The organism is Euzebya sp. (assembly GCF_964222135.1).
Classification (GTDB): domain Bacteria; phylum Actinomycetota; class Nitriliruptoria; order Euzebyales; family Euzebyaceae; genus Euzebya.
The window spans coordinates 36,767-59,521 of record NZ_CAXQBR010000089.1 but is presented as its reverse complement, the minus strand read 5'-3'; the positions used below and the strand labels follow the sequence as shown (position 1 = coordinate 59,521).

Below are 22,755 nucleotides of genomic sequence, written 5' to 3'. Positions count from 1 at the left end.
TCAGGTGATCGCCCCGCGCAGGGCGTCGCGCATCCGCTGGGAGAACGCGGTCGAGATCGGCGCGTCCGGGCGCAGGCCGTCACCGCCGTGGTACAGCCCCTCGACGACGTCCAGGTCGACGGCGACACCTGCCTCCTCCAGCCGGCGGGCGTAGGCGACGTCCTCGTCGAGGAACAGGTCGAGGGTCCCCACTCCGATCCACGCGGGCGGCAGGCCGGCCAGGTCGTCGGCGCGAGCGGCGACCGCATGGGGGCGGTCCTCGGGGGCCCCTGCGGGATGACCCAGGTAGGCCTCCCACGCGAAGGCGTTCGACGCCGGTGTCCACACGAAGTCCCCGACGCCGTCGACGTCGTCGCGCAGGGCCGTGCGGTCGTCCAGCATCGGGTAGACGAGGGCCTGGAAGGCGATCGGCGGACCGCCGAGGTCACGTGCGCGCTGGCAGAGGGTCGCCGCCATCCCTCCCCCCGCGCTGTCCCCGCCGACCGCGATCCGGGCCGGGTCGACGTCCAGCTCGTCGGCGTGGTCGTGCAGCCAGCGCAGCGCGTCGTGGCAGTCACCCAGGCCGGCGGGGAACGGGTGCTCGGGCGCCAGGCGGTAGTCGACGCTGACGACCAGGACGCCGAGCTCGGCCGCCACCCGGCTGCACGTGGCGTGCCCCTGGCCGACGGTCCCCATGACGAACCCGCCGCCGTGGATCCACAGCAGGGCGCCGCTGGGGGAGGGGCGGGTGGGCGGCTCGTAGCAGACGACCTCCACGGGGGGCTCGCCGTCGCGGACGACCGTGCGGGTGGTCACCGCCACGCCGTCGAGGACCGGTGCGGGGGTCTCGGGGAGGGCGCGGACCGCGCGCAGGACCGTCCGGCTGGTGAGGTGGAGGGGGAGGTGCAGGAACCAGGCCCGCAGCTCGGGGACGACGTCGGCGATCCGCCGACGCCGGTCCGCGAGCCCCCGCCAGGCCGCCACCCCCAACGCGGTCGTGGTGGCGGTGGCGGCGAAGCGGGTCAGGGCGCGGGGCATGGGCACGGTCCTCGGGTCGGGGCTGGTGCCCGAGGATGGCACGGCGGCGCAGCAGCGGCCCGGGAGGCAGCCGTGCCCGGGGGGTGGTCGGTCCGGCCCCCCCCGGGTCAGCCCGCTGCGGTCGTCACCTCCGCGATCTGGTCGTCGCTCACCTGGGCGGTCGAGCCGAAGCCCATGACCGGCGCGCCCAGCTGCGCCGCGGTCTGCAGCGTCGCCGACGAGGCGCCGGCGGGAGGGGGCTCGACCCCGAGCTGCGGCGCGTTGGCCAGAGCCGACACCACCGCCGCGGACAGGGCGGTCTGCCAGCCGTCGTCGGCGCGGACGTCGACCAGCACGACACCGCCGCCGGCCAGGCCCTCGGCGGCCCACAGCTCGGTCGCGACGGCTGCGGCGGTGCCGGTGCGCTCGCCACCGGCGATCCGGCGGGTGAGGGTGGGGATCGCGTCGACGGTCGGCGGGTCGACCGCGGCGGTGCCGCCGAGGACGATGACCTCGCCGATGCCGTGGTCGACGATGAACCGTCGGGTCGTCTCGTTCAGCTCGGACGGGGGGTGAGCAGGATCGGCACGCCGGCCTCCGCGGCGTAGGCGCCGCCGGTGATCGCGTCGGCGAACGCGTCGCCGCGGGCCCCCTCCGCCACCCTCGCGACCAGCTCCTGGTCGTCCCGCACGAGCGTTCCTGTCCGCATGCCCGCGCTGTCGCACGGGAGGTGCTCCCCGGTTCCCCGGACCGGAGAAATGTAGCCGACACGTCCATTCCGCGTGCTCCGGGAACCGCGGCGACGACGGTGCGCGACAGCGCTGGCACATCACCGACATCGCCCTGGAGGACCCGTTGCCCGCCACCCCCGCTTCCGCTCCCGCCCCCCCGCTCGTCCCACCGCCCCCGTGGCGGTCGACGGCGACGCCCACCTCTCCCCCTCCGGCGGTTCCGGTCCCGGCGTGGTCGGCATCGTGGCCCGCGGGCTGAGCGGCGGGGTCGCGCTGGGCGCGGCCTTCCGCGGCTTCATGCGCCTGGTGTCGACCGAGCCGTCGTTCTCCTGGGCGGGGACGCTCGCGATCGTGGGCCTGGTCACCGTGGTCGCGCTGGTGGTGTCGATCGTCGACGCCGTCCGCCGACGCGCCCGGCGGCGAGGCGTGCGCGGCGTCGTGCGGATCGTCGGCGCGGCCGCGTTCCTGCTCATCGCGGCGGGACCGGGCGCGATCACAGTCCCCGTCTGGGTGCTTGGCGGGCTCGCGTGGGGCCGTCGGACCTGGCACGGTGGGTGCGGATCGCGTCGGCGCTCGGAGCGGTCGGCGGGGTCGGCCTGCTCGTGGCGGTGACCGCCGCCCAAGCGGCCGAGCTGGGGCTGGTGCGAAGCGTGATCGCCTACCTCGTGTACGCCGCGCTGATGGCCGTGTTCGCCTGGCTCTTCGCGATCCCGACCGGGTCGAGGGGGCGGGAGCAGGCGGTCGCTGCGCGGACCAGCGGTTGACCCGACGCCGGAACGGGCGATGATCGCGGCATGGCGCACCCACTCCCCCACGAGCTGACCGAGCAGATCACGACGTCGGAGCAGCTGGAGCCCGCTGCGGCCGCCGTCGCCGACCTCGCCACCAAGCTGACGGAGTCCGATCCGGTGAAGAACGCGCTGTCGGGGACCTGGTTGGGTCACCGGCTGCACCCGATGCTCACCGACGTGGTGATCGGGGCCTGGATGTCGGCGTCGATCCTCGACGTGATGGCGGGCAAGAAGGCGCGGGGGGCGGCGACGACGCTGGTCGGGGTGGGGATCCTCGCCAGCCCGGTCACCGCCGCGGCCGGGCTGAGCGACTACGCCGACCTGTACGGCGGTCCTCGACGCCTTGCGCTGGTGCACGGCGCCGTCAACGTGGTCGGGTTGGCGATGCAGACCCGCTCGTTCCGGGCCCGGCGGCAGGGCAAGCACATCCGGGGGGCGATGTGGTCGTTGGCGGCCATGGCGGGCGTCGGCGTCGGCGGCTACCTGGGTGGGCACCTCAGCTACGTGAACGGGATCGGCGTCGACCACACCGCCTTCGACGAGGGACCCGACGAGTGGACGACCGCGATGCCGGCGGGCGAGCTCGAGGACGGGGCGACGTCGGTCGTCACCGTCGCGGGCCGCGAGGTGCTGCTGCACCGCCGCGACGGGCGGGTGATGGCGATGGCCAACCGGTGCACCCACGCCGGGCTGCCGATGGGCGAGGGGGCGGTGCAGGCCGACGGCTGCGTGACGTGTGAGTGGCACGGCAGCCGGTACGAGCCGGACGGGACCGTCGTCCGCGGGCCGGCGGCCTCGCCCCAGCCGGTCTTCGAGGTCCGTGAGGTGCAGGGGCTGATCGAGATCCGCGCGGCGACCTCGCGCTGACCCCGCGGATCGGGTCAGCGCGGGTCGGGTCAGCCGGGTCGGGTGGCCGTCGTGCCGCGGATCACGACCTCGTCGGGCAGGCTGTCCCAGTCGACGGCCCAGAGCTGGATCTCCTCGTCGATGGCCTCGCAGACGCCGTCGGACCCGCGACCCTCGAGGGTGAGGGTGGTGCCGTCGAGCACCAGCCGGGCCTCGCCGGTCGGGCACTCGCCGACGTGGAGGGCGGCGACCAGCTGGCCATCCAGGTCGACGGCCCCGAGGGCGTCGGCGTCCGCGCCGTGGGGGGTGGTGGCGGCGATCAGCGCCTCCAGACCCGCGGCGTCGACGGCGACGGCCGGGATCGCGTCGACCTCCTCGGGCAGGACGGAGATCCGGTCGACCTCGACGCCCTGGGGATCGCCGAGGGTGGTGGGCTCGGACGTCGCACCGGCGTCTCGCGTCGGGTCGTCGGCCGTCCCGCACCCCCAGGCGAGGGTCAGCACCGCCACCAGGACGAGGAGCCGGGGTCGGGACGTCGTCGGGGTGCGCACCAGCTCACGCTAGCGAGCCCGACGAGGGCCTGTCAGCCGATCAGCGAGTCGACGCTCTCGGGCGGACGGCCGAGCACCGCGCGGCCGTCGTCGGCGATCAGGACGGGCCGTTGGATGATCCGCGGGTTGGCCGCCATCAGCTCGAGGAGCGCCTGCGGGTCGTCCCCGGCGGCGTCGAGGTCCAGCTCGAGCGCCCGCGCGTCAGCTGTTCGGATGAGCAGCCGCGGCTCGATCCCCAGCGCGGCGACGACGCTGGCCAGCTCGGCCACCGTCGGCGGGTCGTCGAGGTAGCGCCGCTCGACGTACTCGACGCCGGCGTCGTCGAGGCGGGCCTTCGCCTGGCGGCTCTTGGTGCACCGGGGGTTGTGCCACAGCTCCATCCCGGCCGACCCTACCGCCACAGCGAGCTGGCCATGATGTCGGCGCAGGCGCTCTGGCCGCGACCGAGGTAGTCGTCGCCGGCCACGTCCAGCACCGGCGGACCCGAGCCGGCGACCGATCGGGCCACCATCAGGTCGCGCGGGTCGTCGGTGACGTGCCCCTCCTCCCCGGCGTTCGGCGCGCAGTCGGCCACGCCGCCGAGCGCGTGCACGAGCTCGTGCGCGATCGTCCGGTTGACCCCGTCGCCGAACGTGCCGGCGGGCATCCGCGCCTCGCGTCGCAGTTGCCGAGGAACACCACCACACCGACCGGGCCGCCCAGGCCGCAGGTGTCCGGTGCGTCCGCGAGCGCGAGGGGGGTCACGACGACCGGCAGGAGGTCGGGGTCGATCCGGCGGAGGCCGACGGCGTCCTCGACGGCCGCCGCGGCGTCGTCCTCGTGGCCGGGGAGGGGGGCGTCGTCGAGGGGGACCTCCACCACGCGGGCCGAGCGGAGGTCGCCGCGGAGGGTCCCGCCGGTCTGCGCCTCGAGCCACGCAGCGGCCAGCTGGGCCTCGTGCTCGACGGCAGCGACCAGGTCGGGGCCGGCGGTGGTGCCCTCGGGGACCGCGACCACCAGCGCGAGGGTGGTCGGTAGCGCGGCGGCACGGGTGCTGACGACGACGCCGGGGCCGGCGACGGCGGCCAGGACGGCCAACGCCGCGACGACCGCCCCTGACCGCGTGCGGATCTCGGTGGTGCGGAGGTGGTGGTGGAGCCGGCGCCACCGAGACCGGTCACGGGCGGGTCGGTGGGCCGGCAGGCTCCACGACGTCGGCCGGTCGCCGGGCTGTCGTCCCCTCCGCATGGTTCTTCCATCGGCCGGCAGGCCGTCCACTCGAGGTCAGGCCGCGCACGGTCCAGTCCATGACCACTGACGTGGTGGCCGTCAGGACGTGGGGGCCGCCCGCGGCGCGATGACCTCGAGCACCGCGCCGGTCCGGGGGTGCGGCAGCCGCAGGGCGACGGCTCGCAGGCTGATCGCCGAGCCGACGCGCGGGTCCGCCGGCGGGCCGGTCGCGGGTGCCCCGTAGGCCACGTCACCGACGAGGGGGTGGCCGAGGGGGGCCAGGTGGACGCGCAGCTGGTGGGTGCGGCCGGTGTCGAGGTGCAGCTCGAGCGCGGTCGTCCCCGCCGCCGGGTCGCGGTCGAGGACCCGCCAGCGCGACCGGGCGGCCTGCCCGCCGTGGCCGACCTCGACGACGGCCCGCCGTCGGCGGTCGTCGGGATCGCGACCGAGGGGGACGTCGACGACGCCCTCGTCCTCGGCCACCAGCCCGTGCACGACCGCCCGGTAGGTGCGCACGACGCGGCGCTGCTCGAGGAGGGTCTGGAGCCGGTCGCGGATCCCGACGTCGAGGGCGCCCGCCACCAGCCCGCTGGTCGGGCGGTCCAGCCGGTGGGCGAGCGACGGCCGGCAGGTCGTCCACGGCTGGTCGGGGCGGGCGCCGACGTGCCACAGCACCCGGCCGAGGAGGGTGTCGCCGCGGTGGGCGCCCATCGGGTGGACGTGCAGGCCGGCGGGCTTGTCGACCACCAGCAGGTCGTCGTCGGCGTGGACCACCGTGAGCGCCCGCTCCGACGGCGGGGTGACCAGCCCGTCGCCGGCCAACCGCGCCATCGTCCCCGGGGTCACCCGGAGGACCTGGCCGGCGGCGACGGGATCGGCGATCCGGCTCGGGCGTCCGTCGACGGTCACGTCCCCGGCGGCGATCAACGGTCCGATCGCACGACGTGCGACGCCGCCGAGGTGGTCGCGGCACACGTCGACCACCCGCTCACCGGCAGCGGCGCCGGGGACCGCCCAGCCCTCCCCCTCCTCGGCTGCTGGCGCGCGCGGCTCGTCCACGCGCCCCATGGTGCCGGGACGCGGGTGCCGGGGCGGTGCCGGGACGTGTGGCCCGCGGGCGACGGGTCGTCCGTCCCTCCCGCACCCCGTGCGGCTCGATACGATCAGCACCAAACCGGACAACACAGTCCGGTTCTGATGGGAGGTCGTCATGCAGGTCGCGGGCACGGTCATCGCCGTCATCGGCGGCGGGAACGGGATCGGTCGACAGGTCGTGCTGGAGCTGCTCCGACGCGGGGCGCGGGTCGCCGCGGCCGACATCCGGGCGGACAGCCTGGCCGAGACCGCCGACATCGCAGCCGCCGGCGACCGGCTGATGACGATGACCGTCGACATCACCGACCGGGCGGTGGTCGAGGCACTCCCGGGCCAGGTGATCGACGCGCTCGGGCAGGTCGACGGCGTCATCGTGGTCGCCGGGGTGATCCAGCCGTTCGTCAGGCTGGCCGAGCTCGACCACGACGCCATCCAGCGGGTCATCGACATCAACCTGTGGGGCACGATCCACGTGCTGAAGGCGTTCCTGCCCCACCTACTGGTCCGCCCCGCGGCGCACATCGCGACCTTCTCGAGCATGGGCGGGTTCCTGCCCGTCCCGGGCCAGACGATCTACGGGGCCTCGAAGGCCGCCGTGAAGCTGATGACCGAGGGGCTCTACGCGGAGCTGCTCGACACCCACGTCGGCGTGTCGGTCGTGATGCCCGGCGCGGTCGCCACCGAGATCACCGCGAACTCCGGCGTCGCCACCCCCGGCGGCGCGCAGTCGGCGGAGCGCTCGCGGTTCCCCATGACGTCGGCCGAGAACGCCGCCCGGATCGTCGTCGACGGGATCGAAGCCGGCGATCTGCACATCCACGTCGGACGGGACTCCCGCCTGATGGGCCTCGCGACCCGCATCGCCCCGCGCCGCGCGACGCACCTGATCACCCGGAAGATGAAGTCGCTCCTCGGGTGAGCGGATCCGCGAGCGCCGGATCGACCAGGGCCAGCGCCCGGAGCACCGCCGCCCGCGCCCGCTCCGGATCGACCTCGGTGACCAGGACCCCGTAGGCCATGCGGTGCACCAGCACGAGCTGGTCGACGTCCCACCGCGCGTCGACCAGCCCCGCGGCCTGCGCGCGGTCCAGCGGTCCGGCCAGGACGTCGGCGAGCCGACCGGCCATCGTGTCGTCGTCGAGCTCGCGGCGTGCCTGGACCGCCACCTCGACGAAGGCCGCCGACGCGAGCGTCTGCTCGATCACGAGGCGCCACACGTCCGCGAAGGCGGAGGGGCCGGGCGACGCCGCGGCCGCCTCGAGCTCGGTGAAGTTCTCCTGGAAGATCGCGAGCGCGAGGTCGAGGCGCGTCGGGAAGTGGCGGTACAGGCTGCCCTGCCCCACCCCCGCCTCGAGGGCGATGGCCCGGTACGGGACGTCGAGGCCCTGCTCGGCGAAGAGCCGCCGCGCGGCGTCGAGCAGCGCCCGACGGTTGTCCGCAGCCGCGGCCGGCCCTCGGTTGGGTGCGCGCGGGGGTGCGCCGTCGGGTGTGGGCATCTGCCAGTTGTACACTCCGAACCGGACATCGCTGTCCGGTTCCTGCGGGCGAGCCGGCGGGTCCATCAGGGTCTGACAGGCCACCGCTCGCCCGGTGCCCCCCGTGCAGGTGCCGGGCGAGCGGTCCAACCCTCAAGGCCAGCGGCAGGTCGCCGATGGAGGTGGGCTGAGCCCCCTACGCAGTCAGCCGGGGGCCCGATCCCCTGAGGTCTGCATGTCCGTCCCCCTCCCCCTCCCCTCCCGCGCCCTGCGGGCCGCGCTGGTCGTCGCGCTGACCGCGGCGTCCCTGGTCGTCGGGCTGGTGCCGGCCGCGTCCGCCCAGGACGCGCCCGCGCCGTCCACGGACTACCAGCAGGTCGTCGACATGACGTTCCCGACCCGGCCGGACGTGTCGTTCGGGGACAGCTACGACGCCTGCCGCTCCGGCTGCAGCCGGCGCCACAAGGCGACCGACCTGATGGGTCCGAAGCTGACCCCGCTGTACGCGGCGGTGGAGGGGCGGATCTGCCACGTCGCCGGCGAGGACGGCGTCGAGCCCGGCTACGGCTACGCCGTCACCGTGTGCGGCGTCGACGGGCGGGAGTACCGCTACCTGCACATCAACAACGACACGCCGGGTACCGACGACGGTCGCGGCGGTCCCCGCTGGGCCTTCGCACCCGGCATCCGGCGAGGGGTGGAGGTGCGCCGCGGCCAGTTCATCGCCTACATGGGCGACTCGGGCAACGCCGAGGGCACAGGTCCGCACCTGCACCTGGACATCTTCGACGACCGCGTCGTCGACCCGTACGGCGACACGCGGATCAACCCCTACCCCTCCCTCGTGGCCGCCCGCACGCGCGGCGACGTCTCCACCGACCCGGGCGTCCCCCTCGACGGCGTCGCCCGCCAGGCCGGTTCCGACCGGCTCGCGACCGCGATCCAGCTGTCGACCGCCAGCTGGGGCGCCGCCCCCCGGGTGGTGCTGTCGACCGCGCACCAGCCCGGTTGGCCGCTCGTCGCCTCGAGCTACGCCGCCCACCTCGACGTCCCGTCGCTGCTGACGTTCCCCGATGCGCTCGACCCCCGCGTGCTGGCCGAGATCGCCCGGCTCGGCGCGACCGAGGTCACCCTGGTCGGTCCGGCCCAGCCGCCGGTGATCGCCGCGCTCGAGGGAGCCGGGTTGTCCGTCGACCTGGTGGTCAGCGACGACCTCCCCCGCGTGGCCGTGACCCTGGCCCAGCGGATCTGGGCCGACACCGACACCGACGTCGCCGTGATCGCGCTCGGCACCCACCCGGACCCCGCGCGGTCGTGGCCGGACGCGCTGACCGGATCGGCGCTCGCCGCCGGCGCCTCGGGGGCCCTGCTGCCGGTCGCCCCGGGGCAGGTGCCCGGCGCCGTCGACGAAGCCCTCGCCGGTGCCGACCGGGCGGTGCTGGTCGGGGGCCTCGCCGCCCTGGACGAGGCCGTGGAGGCCGCGGTCGCCCGCCACGTCGGCCACGTCGACCGGCTGCAGGGCCCCGACCGGTACGCCACCGCCACCGCGGTCGTGGACTTCATGGTCGACCGGGGCATGGTCGCCCTCGACGGCTGGATCTGGGCCGCGACGGGCTTGGACTGGCCGGACGCGGTGACCGCCGGTCCCGTCGCCGTCCGCTCGGGCGACCCGCTGGTGCTGATCGACGGCACCGGCGCACCCGGTGACGGCAACGCGATCCGCTGGATCCGCCGGCACGCCGGGCAGCTGACCTCCGGCATGCTCGTCGGCGGCCCGGCCGCGATCAGCGACCACGCCGCGAGCGAGCTGCGGGTGCACCTGACCTGATCCGCGCGCGCCGCGCGGCACCGGGACCTCCGGCGCGTCCCCCCGGGCCCTTCGACCCGGGTCCGCGGTCAGGCGCGGTCCTACCGTCCCTCCACCGGCCGTCGCCGCGGCGGCCGCCTGGAGGGACGGACCATGAGCCTGAACATCGCGACCATGCTGCGCGAATCCGCCAGATCGCACCCGGACAAGGCAGCGGTGATCGTCGGCGACGTGCAGCTGACGTACGCCCAGATCGATGCGCTGAGCGACCAGATGGCCGCCGGCCTCCGCGCCAGCGGCTTCAAGCCGGGGGACGCGATCGGGTTGCAGCTGCCGAACCTGCCGCAGTTCGTCATCGGCTACTTCGCGCTGCTGAAGGCCGGGTGCGTCGTCGTGCCGATGAACGTGCTGCTCAAGGCGCCCGAGATCGCCTTCCAGCTCGGCAACTCCCACGCGAAGGCGCTGATCAGCTGGGCCGGGACCGCCGAGGAGGCCGACCGGGCGGTGAAGGCCGTCGGGGTCGAGCACCTCTACGTCGTCAACACCCCGGGCACCCCCGAGGCGGAGGTCGGGCTGCGGTTCGAGACCCTCCTCGGCGCCGGCGACCCGAACGCCCCCGCGCCGTTCGAGCAGACCAGCCCCGACGACACCGCGGTGATCGTCTACACCTCCGGCACCACGGGCACGCCGAAGGGCGCGGAGCTGACCCACTTCCAGCTGCTGATGAACGCCGACACGCCCGGTCGGGTGTTCGGGGTCCGCGACGACGACGTGGTGCTGGTCGCCCTCCCGCTGTTCCACGTGTTCGGGCTGTCGAGCCAGCTCGACGTGTGCGTGCGGTTCGCCGCCACGATGGTGCTGATGCCCCGCTTCGACGCCGCCGCGGCGATCGAGGCGATCCGCCGGCACGGCGTCACGATCTTCGAGGGCGTGCCGACGATGTACCTCGCGCTGCTGGCCGAGGAGGTCGCGCCGGAGGACGTCGCCACGCTGCGGGTCGGCGTCGCCGGTGGTGCGTCGCTGCCGGCGGAGGTGCTGGACGCGTTCGAGGAACGGTTCGGCATCGTCATCCTGGAGGGGTACGGGATGACCGAGACCGCCTCGACGATCACCTTCAACGTCTCGGCGACCGACCGGCGGATCTACAGCGTCGGCAAGCCGATCTGGGGCGTGGAGGTCGCCGTCTGGGGTGAGGGGGACCGGGTGCTCCCCCGCGGTGCCGACCACGTCGGCGAGATCGTGGTCCGCGGCGTCAACACCATGAAGGGCTACTACGACGACCCGGGAGCGACGGCGGCGGCGTTCACCCGCGGGTGGATGCGCACCGGCGACCTCGGCTACGTCGACGACGACGGCTACCTGTTCATCGTGGACCGCAAGAAGGACCTGATCATCCGCGGCGGCTACAACGTCTACCCCCGCGAGGTCGAGGAGGTCATCTACACCCATCCCGCGGTCGCGGAGGCCGCCGTCATCGGCGTGCCCGACGAGCGGCTGGGTGAGGAGGTGAAGGCCTTCGTGGTCACCAAGCCGGACATGGCCCTGCACCGCGACGAGCTCCGCGAGTTCCTCGTCGAGCGGATGGCCGCGTACAAGTACCCCCGGATCATCGAGTTCCGCGCCGAGCTGCCGCACGGCCCCACGGGCAAGGTGCTCAAGCACGAGCTGCGGTGAGCGACCCCGGCGGCGAGACTGCCGCCGGTGGATGTCCCGTCGGCGCGACCGGGCGGTCCGGGTGCCCTGGACCGCCTGGGCCTCCGGCTCGTGCCGGCCCACGAGGTCGACGCCGCCGCGCTGCACGCGTTCGAGGTGGCGAACCGCGCGTTCTTCGCCCGGTGGATCCCGGACCGGGGTGAGGCGTACTACACCCCGGCCGCCGTGGCCGAGTCGCTGGTCCGCATGGCCGGGTGGTGGGCCGAGGGGACCGACCGGATGCACGTCGTGCTCGACCCCGCCGGTGGGGTGGCAGGTCGCGCCAACCTGGTCGAGGTCGATAGCGGCCGGGCATCGCTCGGCTACCGGGTCGCCGAGGCGGTCGCGGGCGCCGGCGTGGCGACGGCGGCGGTGACCGACCTGCTCGCGGCCGCGCCCCGCTGGGGGATCACCCGGGTCGAGGCGGTCACGAGCCACGCGAACGTCGCCTCGGCGAAGGTGCTCGAGCGGTGCGGCTTCACCCTGGTCGGCACCCGCCACGCCGCCCTCCGCGTCCACGGCGTCGCGATGGACGCCCACGACTGGCGGGTGGAGCTGACCCCGTCCGGTCAGCGGGCGTAGGGGTAGGTCTCGTCCGCGGACCACGGCGGGTAGGTGTCACAGCCGACCCCGTCGGACCGCGCCGTCGTCGCCCCGTCCAGCCGGTACGGGTCGTCGGGTCCGGTCAGGTCGACGGCGTGGCCGACGTCGGCGCAGTCGAGGTCGGGCCCGACTGGCAGGCACTGGACGTACGCGGGGTGGCAGGCGGACCCATCAGGGATGCTCCTGCGGTCGGCGGGGTCGGGGGTCGGCCGCGGGCCGGTGTCGTCCCAACAGGTCCGCCACAGGCCGGTCCGGGCCTCGCGGGCGCGGGCGAGCGCGTCGTCGATCTCGGCCGCGTAGCCCGGGTGCTCGTGGCGGTGGGCGTCGAGGTAGCGGTCGTCGGCCAGCCCCTCGGCCGCCAGGATCACGCCGAGGTCGCCGTCGGGGGTGGTGATCCGCGCCACGGACCTGCCGTGGTCGTCGGTGGCGTACGCATCGACGGAGAACCCGTCCGCGAGCAGCGCGGCGGTCCGGTCCGCCGCCTCGTGGCCGCCGCACTCCGACAGCTCGGGCGTGTTGACGAGGCCGACGCGGTACTCCACCCCGTCGGTCGCGACGAAGGAGTCACCGTCCCTCGCCTCGGCGACTTCGAGCGCACCCTCACCCGTCGCGGTGCAGGCGGCCAGCGCGATCACCGCGATCAGCGGGATGAGGAGTCGGGTGGGGGCAGGGCGCGGCACTGGTGGGTCAGTAGTCGGGGTGGGACCGGCGGACCGGCTGGGTGACGGTCAACAGGCCACGACGGTAGCCCCACCCTGTGACACGACCCCGTTCCCCCGCTCTGCCGGCTCAGCGGCCGAGGAGGCGCTGGAACCAGCCGCTCCGCGGGGAGCGGTCCGCGGCGGTGCAGGTGCAGCGCTCGCCGGCGGGCACGGCGCGCATCACCTGGTCGACGTGCTGGCCGCACCCCGACCACGTCGTCTTCTGACAGGTCTCACAGCGTGCTGGCATGCACATGGCGTCTCTCCCGATCGTGGCGTCCGGGACAGATTGTACGGACAATTGGTCGTCGCCGCACCAGCGGGGTAGGGAGGGGCATGAGTGAGGACCGGATGCCACAGCGGCTGGGCGACGGGGTGCTCAGCTGGGCGTCGATGCTGGACGAGACGGCGCGGGCCCAGGCGCTCGCGACCGCGACCGTCGCCGCGATCGACGGGCACGTCGCGCTGATGCCCGACGCCCACTGGGGCATGGGCTGCACGATCGGGTCGGTGATCCCGACGCGGGAGGCGATCATCCCCTCCGCGGTCGGGGTCGACATCGGCTGCGGCGTGGTCGCGACCGAGACCGACCTGACCGCCGCCGACCTCCCCGACGACCTGGCCCCGGTCCTCGACGGGTGGGCGCAGCGGATCCCCGCCGGGCTCGGGTACGCACACGCCGAGGAGGACCCGGACTGGCAGGCCTTCGCCGCCGCCCACCCCCCGCCCCCGTCGGTGCGCGACGACGCCCGCCTGCGCGCGAAGGCCCCAACCCAGTTCGGGACGCTCGGGTCGGGCAACCACTTCCTCGAGCTGTGCACCGACGAGCGAGAGGTGGTGTGGCTGATGCTCCACTCCGGGTCCCGGGGGACCGGGAACAGCCTGGCACTGGGCCACATCGAGGGCGCGAAGCGGCTGATGCGCGACGCGCTGACCGGTCTCCCCGACCCCGACCTGGCGTTCCTGGTCCAGGGCACCCCGGCGTTCGACGCCTACATCCGCGACCTGACCTGGGCGCAGGCGTACGCCTTCGCCAACCGGCGGCGGATGGTCGAGGTGGCCCGGACCGTCCTCGCCGAGCGCGTGGGCCGACCCGTCGCAGAGGTCCGGACCATCAACAACCACCACAACTACGCGCGGCGCGAGACCCACGACGGCCGCGAGCTGTGGATCACCCGCAAGGGTGCGATCAGCGCGCGGGAGGGCGAGCTCGGCGTCATCCCCGGCTCGATGGGGACCGGCTCGTTCGTGGTCCGCGGGCTCGGGAACCCGGCCAGCTACCACTCCGCCGCCCACGGCGCCGGACGGCGGATGTCCCGCGGGGCCGCGCGCCGGCAGTTCACCGGCGCGGACCTCGAGAAGGCCATGGAGGGGCGGACCTGGCGTCGAGCGGGGCAGCCGCCGATCCAGACCCCAGATCTGAGCCTCAGGTCCGTCTGCGCACCCAACCCTCAGATCTGGGCCCGGCATCCGGTCACCTGGGCCTGAGATCTGAGCGTCAGGTCCGTATGCGCACCCAACCCTCAGATCTGGGCCGCGCGCCAGTGCGACGCCAACGCCGGCGACATCTCCATCACCTGGGTCAGGCGGACGGAGTTGCCGGAGGGGTCGCGGAAGCCGGCGTCGATCCCGTAGGGGCGCTGCTCGGGGGTCTCGGTGAACTCGACGCCCTTGGCGGACAGCTCCTCGTAGGCCTTCTGGCAGTCGTCGGTCGTCAGGAACACCGTGCCGGCGAAGCCCTTCGCCACCAGGTCGAGGACCTGCTGGCGGCTCTGCTCGTCGAGCATCGGCGGGCCGGGGACGGCCATCAGCACGATGGTGACGTCCTCCTGACCCGGAGGGGCCACGGTCAGCCAGCGGAAGTTCCCCATCTCGGGGACCGTGACGTCCTCGCGGACCTCCATGCCGATCTTGTCCACGTAGAAGTCCAGCGCCTCGTCCTGGTCGTGGACCCACAGCTGGGCGGTGGCGATCTTGATCATGTCGGGGTCTCCCTCTGCTGGTCTGCCCGGCCGTCGTCAGCCGGTGGCGATGACGAGGACGGTACGGACGCGAGGTCGGCGGCGTCTTCTCGAAACGTGCGGTTCTGCGGGCGGTGGTACGCCCGCACCACGCAGGCTGGCACGCGGGCCAGCGCGCTCGCCGGCGCGTGCGCCGCCCGGTACGCCGTCGGGGTCTGGCCGAACATCCGGCGGAAGCTGGTGGTGAACGAGCCGACGCTCTCGAGGCCGACCATGTAGCAGATGTCGGCGACGGTCCGGTCGGTGCCGCGGAGCAGCGCGGCCGCCCGCTCGAGGCGGCGGGTCAGCAGGTACTGCCGCGGGGTCTCGCCGAAGGCGTTCGCGAACTCGCGGCTGAAGTGGGCCCGGCTCAGCCCCGCCGCGACGGCCATGTCGTCGACGCCGATCCGCTCGGCGTAGCGGGCGTCCGCCAGGTCCCTGGCGCGCAGCAGGTGGCGGGCGGGTGGGACGGGCGCCCTCGCCGCACAGGATGCCAGAGCGGGGCCGTCGGGCCAGGAGACCAACGAACGGCCAACGACGCCGGTCGGCCGGTGGCGTCCCCGGTCTACCGTGCACACCACGGCCGGACGGCGAGTGGGAGGCGGCGATGGCGATGGTCAGCAGCGTGCGCGGGCGGTGGATCGGGACGGCAGCGGTGGCGGCGCTCCTCGTCGGGGTGCTGGTCGCAGCACCGGCGGGCGCCACGGACCCCGGGGAGAACGGCCTGATCTACGCGTTCACGATCGACGGCGAGCCGGTCTCGATCGCGCCCGACGGCACGGTCACGACGCTCGAGACGTTCATCGGCCCCTTCGAGATGGCGGACGTCGACGCCTCGCCCGACGGCAGCCAGCTGCTGGTCCCGGTCCCCGACGCCGTGCACCTCCTCCCCGCCGACGGCAGCGGCGAGCCGCAGGTCGTCGCGCAGCTGCCGGAGGACGGCGACACCCCCGAGTCGATCCAGTGGGGGCCTGACGGCCAGTCGTTCGCGTTCCTGCGATTCGGCGACCTGGTACTCGGGGGCGTCGACGGGCGTCCGCTGCAGACCGTGGAGCTGGACCGCTCCCCAGACGACCTGTTCTGGACCGCCCAGGACCGGCTGCTGGTCGTGGCCGCGGACGCGGAGGACGACTTCTACGAGGCCCTGTACGAGGTCGACCGCTCGACGGGGGCGACCACGCGCCTGGTCCCGGCCGGCGACGAGGTGTCGATCTCGCCCGACGGGACCCGCCTGGTGGCCACCTGCGCCTTCCTGGACGAACGGAAGGAGGACGTCGAGGCCCTGTGCATCCGCGACATCGCCTCCGGGGACACGACCCTGCTCGATCCGTTCCCGCAGGAGGAGGAGTCCCAGCCGCGCTGGTCGCCCGACGGGCAGCGGATCGCCTTCCTCGAGGACTTCACGTCCGAGCAGGCCTTCACGGTCGCGATCGACGGGTCCGACCTCCGCCCGCTCACCGACCGGACCGTCGAGGTGCTCGGGCCGTGGTCGGTGCAGCCGAGCGGGCCGCCTCCCGGTCCGCCCCCCTCACAGGACCCCCTGCTCCCCGGCGGGTTCGACGGCGACCCGGCCACGACCGAGCGCGCGGACTTCGCCGACCCGATCGCCTACGCGATCGCCGTGTCCCGGGCCCGCTTCGCCGACGGCGCCGCGGCACACGCGGTGCTCAGCCGGGACGACGCGTTCCCCGACTCCCTCGTCGGCGCAGCCCTGACCGGGGAGGGGCCGCTGCTGTTCACCTCACCGACCGTGCTCCCCGCGATGACCGCGGCCGAGCTCTCCCGCGCCGTCGGAGACGGCGGTCGCGTCTACGTCCTGGGCGGCACCAGCGCGGTCAGCGCCGAGATCGAAGCGCAGCTGGCGGCGACCTTCGAGGTCGTCCGACTGGCGGGTCCATCCCGAGTGGAGACGTCCGTCGCGGTGGCCCGGGAGGCGATGCGCCTGGGTCCCGCCACGTCCGGCGGCGGGTACGGCGGCGGCCCCGTCGTGGCGAGCGCCCGCGCGGGCGGTCCGGCGGAGAACCCGACGGCGGGCTGGGCCGACAGCGTGAGCGTCGGTGCGTGGACGGCCGCCGGGCGGATGGCCACGGTGGTCACCGACTCCGCGGCGGTCCACCCGGCGGTCGCGGCCTTCCTCGCCGAGGTCGACCCGGCGATGACCGTCCTGCTCGGCGGGGAGGTCGCGCTGTCGGCGACCGTCGAGCAGGCCGTGCCCGCCCCCAGGCGGATCGCCGGAGCGAGCCGCGCCGGCACTGCCCAGGCCATCGCCACCGAGCTGGTCTGGGACGACCCGACCGGCCGCCGCGACCTGGTCGTCATCAACGGGTTCCGCCCCGACGGCTGGCTGTTCGGCCTGCCCGCCGCCGGCCTGGCCGCCGACGCCGGCGCGGCGATCGGCATGGTCGGCGACACCGTCCCGCCGGAGACCGCCGAGATGGCCTGCCCGGCCGGCGACGTCGACGTGCTCCTGGCCGGCAGCGCCGGGATCGTCTCGGCCGACGTGGCCGCGGCGCTCGAGGCCTGCTGATCCCGCGCCGAGCGGGTCGCGGCCGGCGACTACGCTGCCGGCCGTGACCGCCCCCGCCCACCGCGCCCCGTCCGACCCCGTCCGCTGGGGCGTGATCGGCCCCGGCCGCATCGCTGCCCTGGTGATGGGCGACCTCCCGGCGATCGGGGGAGGGGTGGTGCACGCCGTCGCCTCCCGCAGCCTCGACCGGGCGCGTGCCGTCGCGGACGCCCACGACGCGCCGCGGGCGTACGGCAGCTACGCCGCGCTGCTCGCCGACGACGACGTCGACGCCGTCTACATCGCCACCCCGCACCGCCAGCACCACGCCATCGCGATGGCGGCGATCGCGGCCCGCAAGCACCTGCTGGTCGAGAAGGCGTTCACCTGCACCCTGGCCGGCACCCGCGAGGTCGTGGACGCCGCCCGCGCAGCCGGGGTCTTCGTGATGGAGGCGATGTGGACCCGCTTCCAGCCGGTCGTCGTGCGGGTCCGCGAGCTGCTGGCCGGGGGTGCGATCGGGGAGGTCCGCTCGGTCCGCGCCGACCTCGGCCTGCGCGTGCCCTTCGACGCGACCGACCGGCTGTGGGATCCCGCCCAGGGCGGCGGGGCGCTGCTCGACCTCGGCGTCTACCCGGTCAGCTGGGTCCAGATGGTCCTGGGCGGCGCCCCCGCGTCCATCGAGGTGGCCGGCACCCTGGCGGACAACGGCGTGGATGCCGAGGCCACGGTCCTGTGGCGCGGCGAGGGCGGGCGGACCGGGACGGCCGTCTGCTCCCTGCGCTCCCCCCTCCCCGGCGTCGCCGCCATCCACGGCACCGACGGCTGGATCGAGGTGCCCCCGCGCTTCCACCACCCCACCCGGATCCTCCTGCACCGCGCCGACGGGGACCGCTCGATCACCTCGACCGAGGAGATCACCGCCGATCCCGTGGGCGGCGGGTACGCCCACGAGCTGGCCGAGGTCCACCGCTGCCTCGCCGAGGGCCTGACCGAGAGCCCGACCATGCCCCTCGACGACACCGTCGCGGTCATGGGCGTGCTCGACGCGGCGCTGACGGCGCTCGACGTGGAGATGGACGAGGACCCGACCGCGATCTGACCGACCCGATCTGACCGGCGGTGCGCCCGACATGTCGATGACGCGCGATCGGATCCGACGTCTCCCCACACGAGGCCAGCGACCCGCGCCCTCCCTCCCCGAGGAGATGCCATGAAGTACGTGATCCTGATCCACTCCAACCCCCAGCCGTGGGGCCACCCGACGGGTGACCACCTGCCCGAGTTCCAGGCGCTGCCCGCCGCCCAGCGCGAGCGGATGGAGTCCGCCTTCGAGGCGCTGCTCACCGAGCTGGAGGCGAGCGGCGAGCTGGTCCTCGGCGAGGCGCTGGCGGATCCCTCGACCGCACGGCTCTTCCGCTGGGCCGACGGCGATCCCGTCGTGACCGACGGGCCGTACTCCGAGGCGAAGGAGCACCTCGCCGGGTTCTTCCTGATCGACGTGTAGAGCCTGGCGCGAGCCGAGGAGATCACGGCCACGTTCGCCGGCCCCGGCGAGACCGTCGAGCTGCGCCCGGCCATGTGGCCCGGTGGCGGCGACCAGTGACCCGGCGGTGAGCCAGGTCCGGCTCGAGGACGTGTGGCGCCGCGAGGCCCCGCACGTCCTCGGGGCGCTGATCCGCCGGTACGGCGACGTCGAGCGGTGTGAGGACGCCGCGCAGGAGGCGCTGCTCGCCGCGTCGGTGCAGTGGCCCGTCGAGGGTGTGCCCGACCACCCGCGGGGGTGGCTCGTGCGCGTCGCCTCTCGCCGGGTCGTCGACGCGATCCGCAGCGAGCGCGCACGGTCCGCCCGCGAGGCGCGCGTCGCCCTGTCGCCCGATGCGGAGACCGTCGCCGTGCCGGACCGCGACGACACCCTCCCCCTGCTGCTGCTGTGCTGCCACCCCGTCCTGACGCGGAGCTCCCAGGTCGCGTTGACCCTGCGGGCGGTTGCGGGCCTGACGACCGCCCAGCGCCGCGGTCCTCCACGTGCTCCACCTCGTCTTCACCGAGGGGCACACCGCTTCTCGCGGTGACCGGCTCGTCGACGTGCGGCTGACCGGGGAGGCGATCCGGCTCACCAGGTCGCTCTGCGAGCTCGTGCCGACGGACCCGGAGGTCGCCGGCCTGCTCGCGCTGATGCTGCTGACCGACGCCCGTCGCGGCACGCGCGTGGATGAGCGCGGTGACCTGGTCCCCCTCGAGGGCCAGGACCGGCGCCGGTGGGACCAGGACCAGATCGCCGAAGGGGTCGCCCTCCTGGAGCGGATCCTCCCCGTCGGCGAGGTCGGCGCCTTCCAGCTGCAGGCGGCGATCGCCGCGGTGCACGCCGAGGCGCCCGCCTGGGAGGCGACGGACTGGGCCCAGCTCGTCGCGCTCTACGAGATGCTGGAGCGGGTCGCCCCCGGACCGGCGGTGACCCTCAACCGGGCGGTGGCCGTCGCGATGCGGGACGGGCCGACCGCGGCCCTCGCGATCGTCGGGCCCCTGGCGGACGACCCGTCGCTTCGTCGCCACCACCGCCTCCACGCCGTCACCGGCCACCTCCTCGATATGGCCGGGCAGCGCGCCGCGGCTGCCGAGCGCTTCGCGACGGCCGCCCGGCTGACGTCCAGCACGCCGGAGCAGCGCTACCTGAACGGTCGGGCGCTCGCCGCCGCGGACGGCTGACCAGATCTGCTGACCAGGTCTGCTGACCAGGGAGGCCGTCACACGTCCGCGGTCAGGCCCGCGGCGGCGAGCAGGCCGGTGACCGCGTCGTCGTCGAGGTCGGCGAGCCCCCGAGCGGCCCCCTCCGCCATCGCGCGGTCGACCTCGTCCGGCGGCAGGCGGTCCCGTACCTCTTGGGCGCAGCGGTCGAAGACCTGCCGGTGGATGCCGTCCTCAGGGGGCAGACCGACCTCGTCGAGGACGCGGGCGGCGGTCCCGAGCGACCGGGCCGCCCCGACCAGGTCACCGCGCAGCACCAGCACGGCGGCGATCCCCTCGAGCGCCTCGCTCACGTAGGCGGGCCGTTGGGCCTGCACCGACCGCACCAGCACGTCCCCGAAGCGAGGGGCGGCGGCGTCGGCATCGCCCCGCCCGACGGCGACGACGCCGGCGAGCAGCTGCACGCCGGCCACGACCGCAGCCGACCCGGTGGCGTCCGCGGCCTCGAGCGCCTCGACGGCGAGGACCTCAGCTCCCTCGGGGTCCCCGCCGGCCAGCGTCGTCAGGGCAAGTCCGACGGCCCCGTGCGCGACGTCGGCCAGGCTGCCCGACCGCCGGGCCGCGTCGAGGGCCATGCGGTACGCGTCGTGGGCGGCGGGGACCTCGTCCGCCGCTTCGGCGGCCCCGGCCAGACCCTGCAGGACCCTGACCTCCAGCACGTCGTCCCCGGCCTCCCGGGCGAGTGCCAGCGCGGCGTCGTAGTGGCGCTGGGCTTCCGCGGGCCGGTTGAGCCCGAGGGCCACCGACCCCTGGCCGTACCGGCAGCGCGCCTCGCCGGCGGGGACGCCGGCGGATCGCCACACCTCGGCGCTCTCGGCGTACCGGGACTGCGCGTGGGGGAAGTCGGCCTGGTTGGCCGCGAGGAACCCCTCGCACATCAGGAGCTCGGCGCGCGCGGGCGCGGAGAGGACGCGCCCAGCGCGGTCGTCGGCGGCCAGCACCGCCTCGAGCCACCGGCGTCCCTCGGCGAAGCGGCCTGTGGAGGACCACCAGCGGTACAGGCCGGTGGACAGCTCCGCCGCCCGCCCCACCGCGCCGCTGTCGAGCCACCAGCGCAGGGCGGCGCGGAGGTTCTCGACGTCGTGGTCGAGGTGGGGCAGCCGGCGGGTGTCGGTGAACCCGGACGGCGGCGCGTCCCGGCGGGCCTGCGCGGTGAAGTGCGCGGCGTGGGCGGTCCGCACCGCGTCGAGCTGGCCGGTGTCGCGCAACCGGTCCCGTGCGAAGCCGCGGACCGGTTCGGGTACCCGGTACCTCGGCCGGCCCGCGACCGGGTCGTGGCGGACCAGCCCCGCATCGACCAGCGACGTCAGGACGTCGAGGGCGGACGCGCCGCGGTCGTCCCCCGGGGCCGCCCAGACCGCCTCGACGGCCGCCAGCGGCGCGCCGCCGGCGAAGACGCTCAGGTGGGCCAGGAGCCGTCGGGCGGCCGGACCGAGCAGCCCGTGGCTCCATGCCAGGGTCGCGTGGAGGGTGCGGTGGCGCGCCGGCCGTCCCGATCGCTGGTCGCCGAGGTCGAGGCCGGCGCGGATGCGCTCGACCAGGACGCCGACCGGGAGCGCGGCCGTGCGCGCCGCGGCCAGCTCGAGGGCGAGCGGCACGCCGTCGAGGAGCCGGCACAACCGCGCGACGTCGGACAGGTCGGCCTCGAGCCCGCGGACGTCCGCGTTCGCTGCCCGGGCCCGCTCGAGGAGGAGCACGACCGCGTCGGCGGCTGCCACGACCCGGTCCGGCGCGTCCGGGGGCGGCACCGCGAGCGGCTGGAGGGGGTGGCGCACCTCGGCGGGGATGCGCAGCGGCAGGCGGCTGGTGACCAGGACGGTGAGGGCGGGGCAGTCGTGGACCAGACCGGCGACGACGGCCCCGACGGCAGGGATCTGCTCGACGTTGTCGAGCACGACCAGCGCCGCTGACGTGCCGATGTGGGCGGTGATCGCCTCGAGTCCGGTGCGGTGCGGTGGACGGTCTGCCTCGAGCAGGTCGCCGAGGACGACGAGCGCGTCCTCGGCGTCGGTGGTCGATGCCAGGTCGGCGAAGACGACCGGCTGGTCATCCCGGGCCGCTGCGGCGGTGGCCACGGCGACGGCGAGCCGGGTCTTGCCGATGCCCCCCGGCCCGGTGAGGGTGACGACCCGGTCGGTCCGGAGCCGCCGGAGGACCGCCTCGACCTCCCCGTCGCGACCGATCAGCCTGTCGGCGGGCGGGGGGGCGCCGACGACCTCCCGGGTGCGCGGGGACGCCGTCGACGTGGCGCCGGCCGGCGCCTCGACGTCGGCGACGAGGAGGGAGGCGTCGTGGCGGAGGATCGCCTGCTGCAGCGCCTGGGCCTCGGGGCCGGGCCGCAGCCCCAACTCGTCGTCGAGGCGGCGGCAGAGGGTCGCGTAGGTCTCGAGCGCCTCGGCGTGCCGGCCGACCCGGTACTCGGCGAGCATCAGCTGGCACCAGAACCGCTCGTCGAGCGGCTCGGCGACCACCAGCTCGTGGAGCTCGCCGAGGAGCTCGGCGTGCCGGCCGCGCGCCATGCGGACGTCGACGCGGCGGTGCCGCACCTGCAGGCGGGCCCGGTCGAGCCGGGCGGCCGCCGCGGCGGCGAACGCCAGGTCGCGCAGATCTGCGAGGGGTGGACCGCGGAAGAGGGCGAGTGCGGCGGTGCAGGCCCGGTCGGCTTCGTCGAGCGCGCCTCGCTCGGCCGCGGCGGCCCCGGCGGCGGCCAGGGCGTCGAAGCGGGCGACGTCGAGGGCGTCCGGTGGGATGCGCAGTGCGTAGCCGCCCGGTTCGGTGACGAGCGCGTCGGCGGCTCCGTGGGGACGGAGGTAGCGGCGGAGGGCGGCGACGTGGCTGTGCAACGTCGCCGTCGGGTTGCTCGGTGGGGCCGTGCCCCACAGGTCGTCGACGAGCGCAGCGTTGCTGACCGTGCGGCCGTCTCGGAGCAAGAGGGCGGCGAGCAGCGCGCGCGGCTTGGGTCGGCCGATGCGGACGACACCGGCGTCGCTGACCGCCTCCAGCG

At 75.2% G+C, this 22,755-nt stretch carries 23 protein-coding genes and 2 pseudogenes; 12 read left to right on the top strand and 13 right to left on the bottom strand.

Going from position 1 to position 22,755, the window contains the following annotated elements:
* The 3 genes from ACEQ2X_RS19525 to ACEQ2X_RS19515 form a co-directional block, all read right to left on the bottom strand.
* The gene (locus tag ACEQ2X_RS19525) at positions 1-1,017 is read right to left on the bottom strand and encodes an alpha/beta hydrolase (protein WP_370327532.1); all 1,017 of its coding nucleotides are present in this window, start codon (positions 1,015-1,017) and stop codon (positions 1-3) included.
* A gap of 107 nt (positions 1,018-1,124) precedes the next feature.
* Positions 1,125-1,436: a cell wall-binding repeat-containing protein gene (locus ACEQ2X_RS19520; RefSeq protein ID WP_370327574.1), complete on the bottom strand. Its 312-nt coding sequence runs from the start codon at positions 1,434-1,436 to the stop codon at positions 1,125-1,127.
* A 116-nt stretch (positions 1,437-1,552) separates the two neighbouring features.
* Positions 1,553-1,687 (bottom strand): cell wall-binding repeat-containing protein, encoded by a 135-nt coding sequence (locus ACEQ2X_RS19515; protein ID WP_370327573.1) that lies wholly within the window; start codon positions 1,685-1,687, stop codon positions 1,553-1,555.
* A gap of 217 nt (positions 1,688-1,904) precedes the next feature.
* Between ACEQ2X_RS19515 and ACEQ2X_RS19510 the strand changes: the two genes are divergently transcribed.
* From ACEQ2X_RS19510 to ACEQ2X_RS19500, 3 genes are read left to right on the top strand one after another with little or no spacing between them, the layout of a single operon-like run.
* Entirely contained in the window at positions 1,905-2,339 is a 435-nt protein-coding gene (locus tag ACEQ2X_RS19510) for a hypothetical protein (protein ID WP_370327531.1), read from the top strand.
* Positions 2,336-2,491, top strand: coding sequence for a hypothetical protein (locus tag ACEQ2X_RS19505; RefSeq protein WP_370327530.1), 156 nt, complete (start codon positions 2,336-2,338; stop codon positions 2,489-2,491). Before ACEQ2X_RS19510 ends, ACEQ2X_RS19505 begins: the two co-directional genes overlap by 4 nt.
* 30 nt (positions 2,492-2,521) lie before the next feature.
* Positions 2,522-3,385: a Rieske 2Fe-2S domain-containing protein gene (locus ACEQ2X_RS19500; RefSeq protein WP_370327529.1), complete on the top strand. Its 864-nt coding sequence runs from the start codon at positions 2,522-2,524 to the stop codon at positions 3,383-3,385.
* A 29-nt stretch (positions 3,386-3,414) separates the two neighbouring features.
* Here the strand turns inward: ACEQ2X_RS19500 and ACEQ2X_RS19495 are convergent, their stop codons facing one another.
* The 4 genes from ACEQ2X_RS19495 to ACEQ2X_RS19480 all read right to left on the bottom strand — a co-directional run bounded on the left by ACEQ2X_RS19495 (position 3,415) and on the right by ACEQ2X_RS19480 (position 6,183).
* The gene (locus ACEQ2X_RS19495) at positions 3,415-3,915 is read right to left on the bottom strand and encodes a hypothetical protein (protein WP_370327528.1); all 501 of its coding nucleotides are present in this window, start codon (positions 3,913-3,915) and stop codon (positions 3,415-3,417) included.
* A 32-nt stretch (positions 3,916-3,947) separates the two neighbouring features.
* Positions 3,948-4,295, bottom strand: coding sequence for an arsenate reductase family protein (locus ACEQ2X_RS19490; RefSeq protein WP_370327527.1), 348 nt, complete (start codon positions 4,293-4,295; stop codon positions 3,948-3,950).
* Between the two features lie 130 nt (positions 4,296-4,425).
* Positions 4,426-5,142 carry a hypothetical protein gene (locus ACEQ2X_RS19485; RefSeq protein WP_370327526.1) on the bottom strand — a complete coding sequence of 239 codons (717 nt, stop codon included), beginning with the start codon at positions 5,140-5,142 and terminating at the stop codon, positions 4,426-4,428.
* Between the two features lie 81 nt (positions 5,143-5,223).
* Positions 5,224-6,183, bottom strand: coding sequence for an RluA family pseudouridine synthase (locus tag ACEQ2X_RS19480; RefSeq protein WP_370327525.1), 960 nt, complete (start codon positions 6,181-6,183; stop codon positions 5,224-5,226).
* 151 nt (positions 6,184-6,334) lie between these two features.
* On the opposite strand from ACEQ2X_RS19480, the gene ACEQ2X_RS19475 reads away from it, so the two are divergent.
* Positions 6,335-7,138: an SDR family NAD(P)-dependent oxidoreductase gene (locus tag ACEQ2X_RS19475; RefSeq protein ID WP_370327524.1), complete on the top strand. Its 804-nt coding sequence runs from the start codon at positions 6,335-6,337 to the stop codon at positions 7,136-7,138.
* Here ACEQ2X_RS19475 and ACEQ2X_RS19470 read toward each other — a convergent pair.
* Positions 7,107-7,715, bottom strand: coding sequence for a helix-turn-helix domain-containing protein (locus ACEQ2X_RS19470; RefSeq protein ID WP_370327523.1), 609 nt, complete (start codon positions 7,713-7,715; stop codon positions 7,107-7,109). The genes ACEQ2X_RS19475 and ACEQ2X_RS19470 overlap by 32 nt on opposite strands.
* A 214-nt stretch (positions 7,716-7,929) precedes the next feature.
* Here ACEQ2X_RS19470 and ACEQ2X_RS19465 point away from each other — a divergent pair, with 214 nt between their 5' ends.
* The 3 genes from ACEQ2X_RS19465 to ACEQ2X_RS19455 all read left to right on the top strand — a co-directional run bounded on the left by ACEQ2X_RS19465 (position 7,930) and on the right by ACEQ2X_RS19455 (position 11,775).
* Positions 7,930-9,522: a cell wall-binding repeat-containing protein gene (locus tag ACEQ2X_RS19465; protein ID WP_370327522.1), complete on the top strand. Its 1,593-nt coding sequence runs from the start codon at positions 7,930-7,932 to the stop codon at positions 9,520-9,522.
* Between the two features lie 132 nt (positions 9,523-9,654).
* Complete coding sequence (locus tag ACEQ2X_RS19460) at positions 9,655-11,175, top strand: long-chain fatty acid--CoA ligase (protein ID WP_370327521.1); 1,521 nt, start codon at positions 9,655-9,657, stop codon at positions 11,173-11,175.
* Positions 11,176-11,202: 27 nt separating this feature from the next.
* On the top strand, positions 11,203-11,775 hold the full coding sequence (locus ACEQ2X_RS19455; RefSeq protein WP_370327520.1) for a GNAT family N-acetyltransferase: 573 nt from the start codon (positions 11,203-11,205) through the stop codon (positions 11,773-11,775).
* Here the strand turns inward: ACEQ2X_RS19455 and ACEQ2X_RS19450 are convergent.
* Positions 11,763-12,476, bottom strand: coding sequence for a thermonuclease family protein (locus ACEQ2X_RS19450; RefSeq protein WP_370327519.1), 714 nt, complete (start codon positions 12,474-12,476; stop codon positions 11,763-11,765). The genes ACEQ2X_RS19455 and ACEQ2X_RS19450 overlap by 13 nt on opposite strands.
* Before the next feature lie 109 nt (positions 12,477-12,585).
* A complete protein-coding gene (locus ACEQ2X_RS19445) occupies positions 12,586-12,747 on the bottom strand; it encodes a hypothetical protein (RefSeq protein ID WP_372530576.1) in 162 nt (53 codons plus the stop codon).
* 101 nt (positions 12,748-12,848) lie between these two features.
* Here ACEQ2X_RS19445 and ACEQ2X_RS19440 point away from each other — a divergent pair, with 101 nt between their 5' ends.
* Positions 12,849-13,985, top strand: coding sequence for an RtcB family protein (locus ACEQ2X_RS19440; protein ID WP_370327518.1), 1,137 nt, complete (start codon positions 12,849-12,851; stop codon positions 13,983-13,985).
* Positions 13,986-14,020: 35 nt separating this feature from the next.
* Here ACEQ2X_RS19440 and ACEQ2X_RS19435 read toward each other — a convergent pair whose 3' ends face one another.
* Positions 14,021-14,479, bottom strand: coding sequence for a VOC family protein (locus ACEQ2X_RS19435; protein WP_370327517.1), 459 nt, complete (start codon positions 14,477-14,479; stop codon positions 14,021-14,023).
* A complete protein-coding gene (locus tag ACEQ2X_RS19430) occupies positions 14,476-15,021 on the bottom strand; it encodes a helix-turn-helix transcriptional regulator (RefSeq protein ID WP_370327516.1) in 546 nt (181 codons plus the stop codon). The genes ACEQ2X_RS19435 and ACEQ2X_RS19430 overlap by 4 nt, the downstream gene beginning before the upstream one ends.
* Positions 15,022-15,104: 83 nt before the next feature.
* Between ACEQ2X_RS19430 and ACEQ2X_RS19425 the strand changes: the two genes are divergently transcribed.
* The 4 genes and pseudogenes from ACEQ2X_RS19425 to ACEQ2X_RS19410 all read left to right on the top strand — a co-directional run bounded on the left by ACEQ2X_RS19425 (position 15,105) and on the right by ACEQ2X_RS19410 (position 19,712).
* Positions 15,105-17,024, top strand: coding sequence for a cell wall-binding repeat-containing protein (locus ACEQ2X_RS19425; protein ID WP_370327515.1), 1,920 nt, complete (start codon positions 15,105-15,107; stop codon positions 17,022-17,024).
* A gap of 43 nt (positions 17,025-17,067) precedes the next feature.
* A complete protein-coding gene (locus ACEQ2X_RS19420) occupies positions 17,068-18,105 on the top strand; it encodes a Gfo/Idh/MocA family protein (protein WP_370327514.1) in 1,038 nt (345 codons plus the stop codon).
* Positions 18,106-18,216: 111 nt separating this feature from the next.
* Positions 18,217-18,609, top strand: a pseudogene (locus ACEQ2X_RS19415) (YciI family protein).
* Between the two features lie 7 nt (positions 18,610-18,616).
* A pseudogene (locus ACEQ2X_RS19410) lies at positions 18,617-19,712 on the top strand (RNA polymerase sigma factor).
* A gap of 38 nt (positions 19,713-19,750) precedes the next feature.
* On the opposite strand, the gene ACEQ2X_RS19405 reads toward ACEQ2X_RS19410, so the two are convergent.
* Positions 19,751-22,720: a BTAD domain-containing putative transcriptional regulator gene (locus ACEQ2X_RS19405; RefSeq protein ID WP_370327572.1), complete on the bottom strand. Its 2,970-nt coding sequence runs from the start codon at positions 22,718-22,720 to the stop codon at positions 19,751-19,753.
* Positions 22,721-22,755 lie beyond the last annotated feature (35 nt).

Excerpts from the sequence above, each read along its gene's own strand:
- ACEQ2X_RS19525 (WP_370327532.1), bottom strand. The coding sequence starts at position 1,017 with ATGCCCCGCGCCCTGACCCGCTTCGCCGCCACCGCCACCACGACCGCG.
- ACEQ2X_RS19500 (WP_370327529.1), top strand. The coding sequence starts at position 2,522 with ATGGCGCACCCACTCCCCCACGAGCTGACCGAGCAGATCACGACGTCG.
- ACEQ2X_RS19490 (WP_370327527.1), bottom strand. The coding sequence starts at position 4,295 with ATGGAGCTGTGGCACAACCCCCGGTGCACCAAGAGCCGCCAGGCGAAG.
- ACEQ2X_RS19485 (WP_370327526.1), bottom strand. The coding sequence starts at position 5,142 with ATGCGGAGGGGACGACAGCCCGGCGACCGGCCGACGTCGTGGAGCCTG.
- ACEQ2X_RS19475 (WP_370327524.1), top strand. The coding sequence starts at position 6,335 with ATGCAGGTCGCGGGCACGGTCATCGCCGTCATCGGCGGCGGGAACGGG.
- ACEQ2X_RS19470 (WP_370327523.1), bottom strand. The coding sequence starts at position 7,715 with ATGCCCACACCCGACGGCGCACCCCCGCGCGCACCCAACCGAGGGCCG.
- ACEQ2X_RS19465 (WP_370327522.1), top strand. The coding sequence starts at position 7,930 with ATGTCCGTCCCCCTCCCCCTCCCCTCCCGCGCCCTGCGGGCCGCGCTG.
- ACEQ2X_RS19460 (WP_370327521.1), top strand. The coding sequence starts at position 9,655 with ATGAGCCTGAACATCGCGACCATGCTGCGCGAATCCGCCAGATCGCAC.
- ACEQ2X_RS19445 (WP_372530576.1), bottom strand. The coding sequence starts at position 12,747 with ATGCCAGCACGCTGTGAGACCTGTCAGAAGACGACGTGGTCGGGGTGC.
- ACEQ2X_RS19440 (WP_370327518.1), top strand. The coding sequence starts at position 12,849 with ATGCCACAGCGGCTGGGCGACGGGGTGCTCAGCTGGGCGTCGATGCTG.
- ACEQ2X_RS19435 (WP_370327517.1), bottom strand. The coding sequence starts at position 14,479 with ATGATCAAGATCGCCACCGCCCAGCTGTGGGTCCACGACCAGGACGAG.
- ACEQ2X_RS19425 (WP_370327515.1), top strand. The coding sequence starts at position 15,105 with ATGGCGATGGTCAGCAGCGTGCGCGGGCGGTGGATCGGGACGGCAGCG.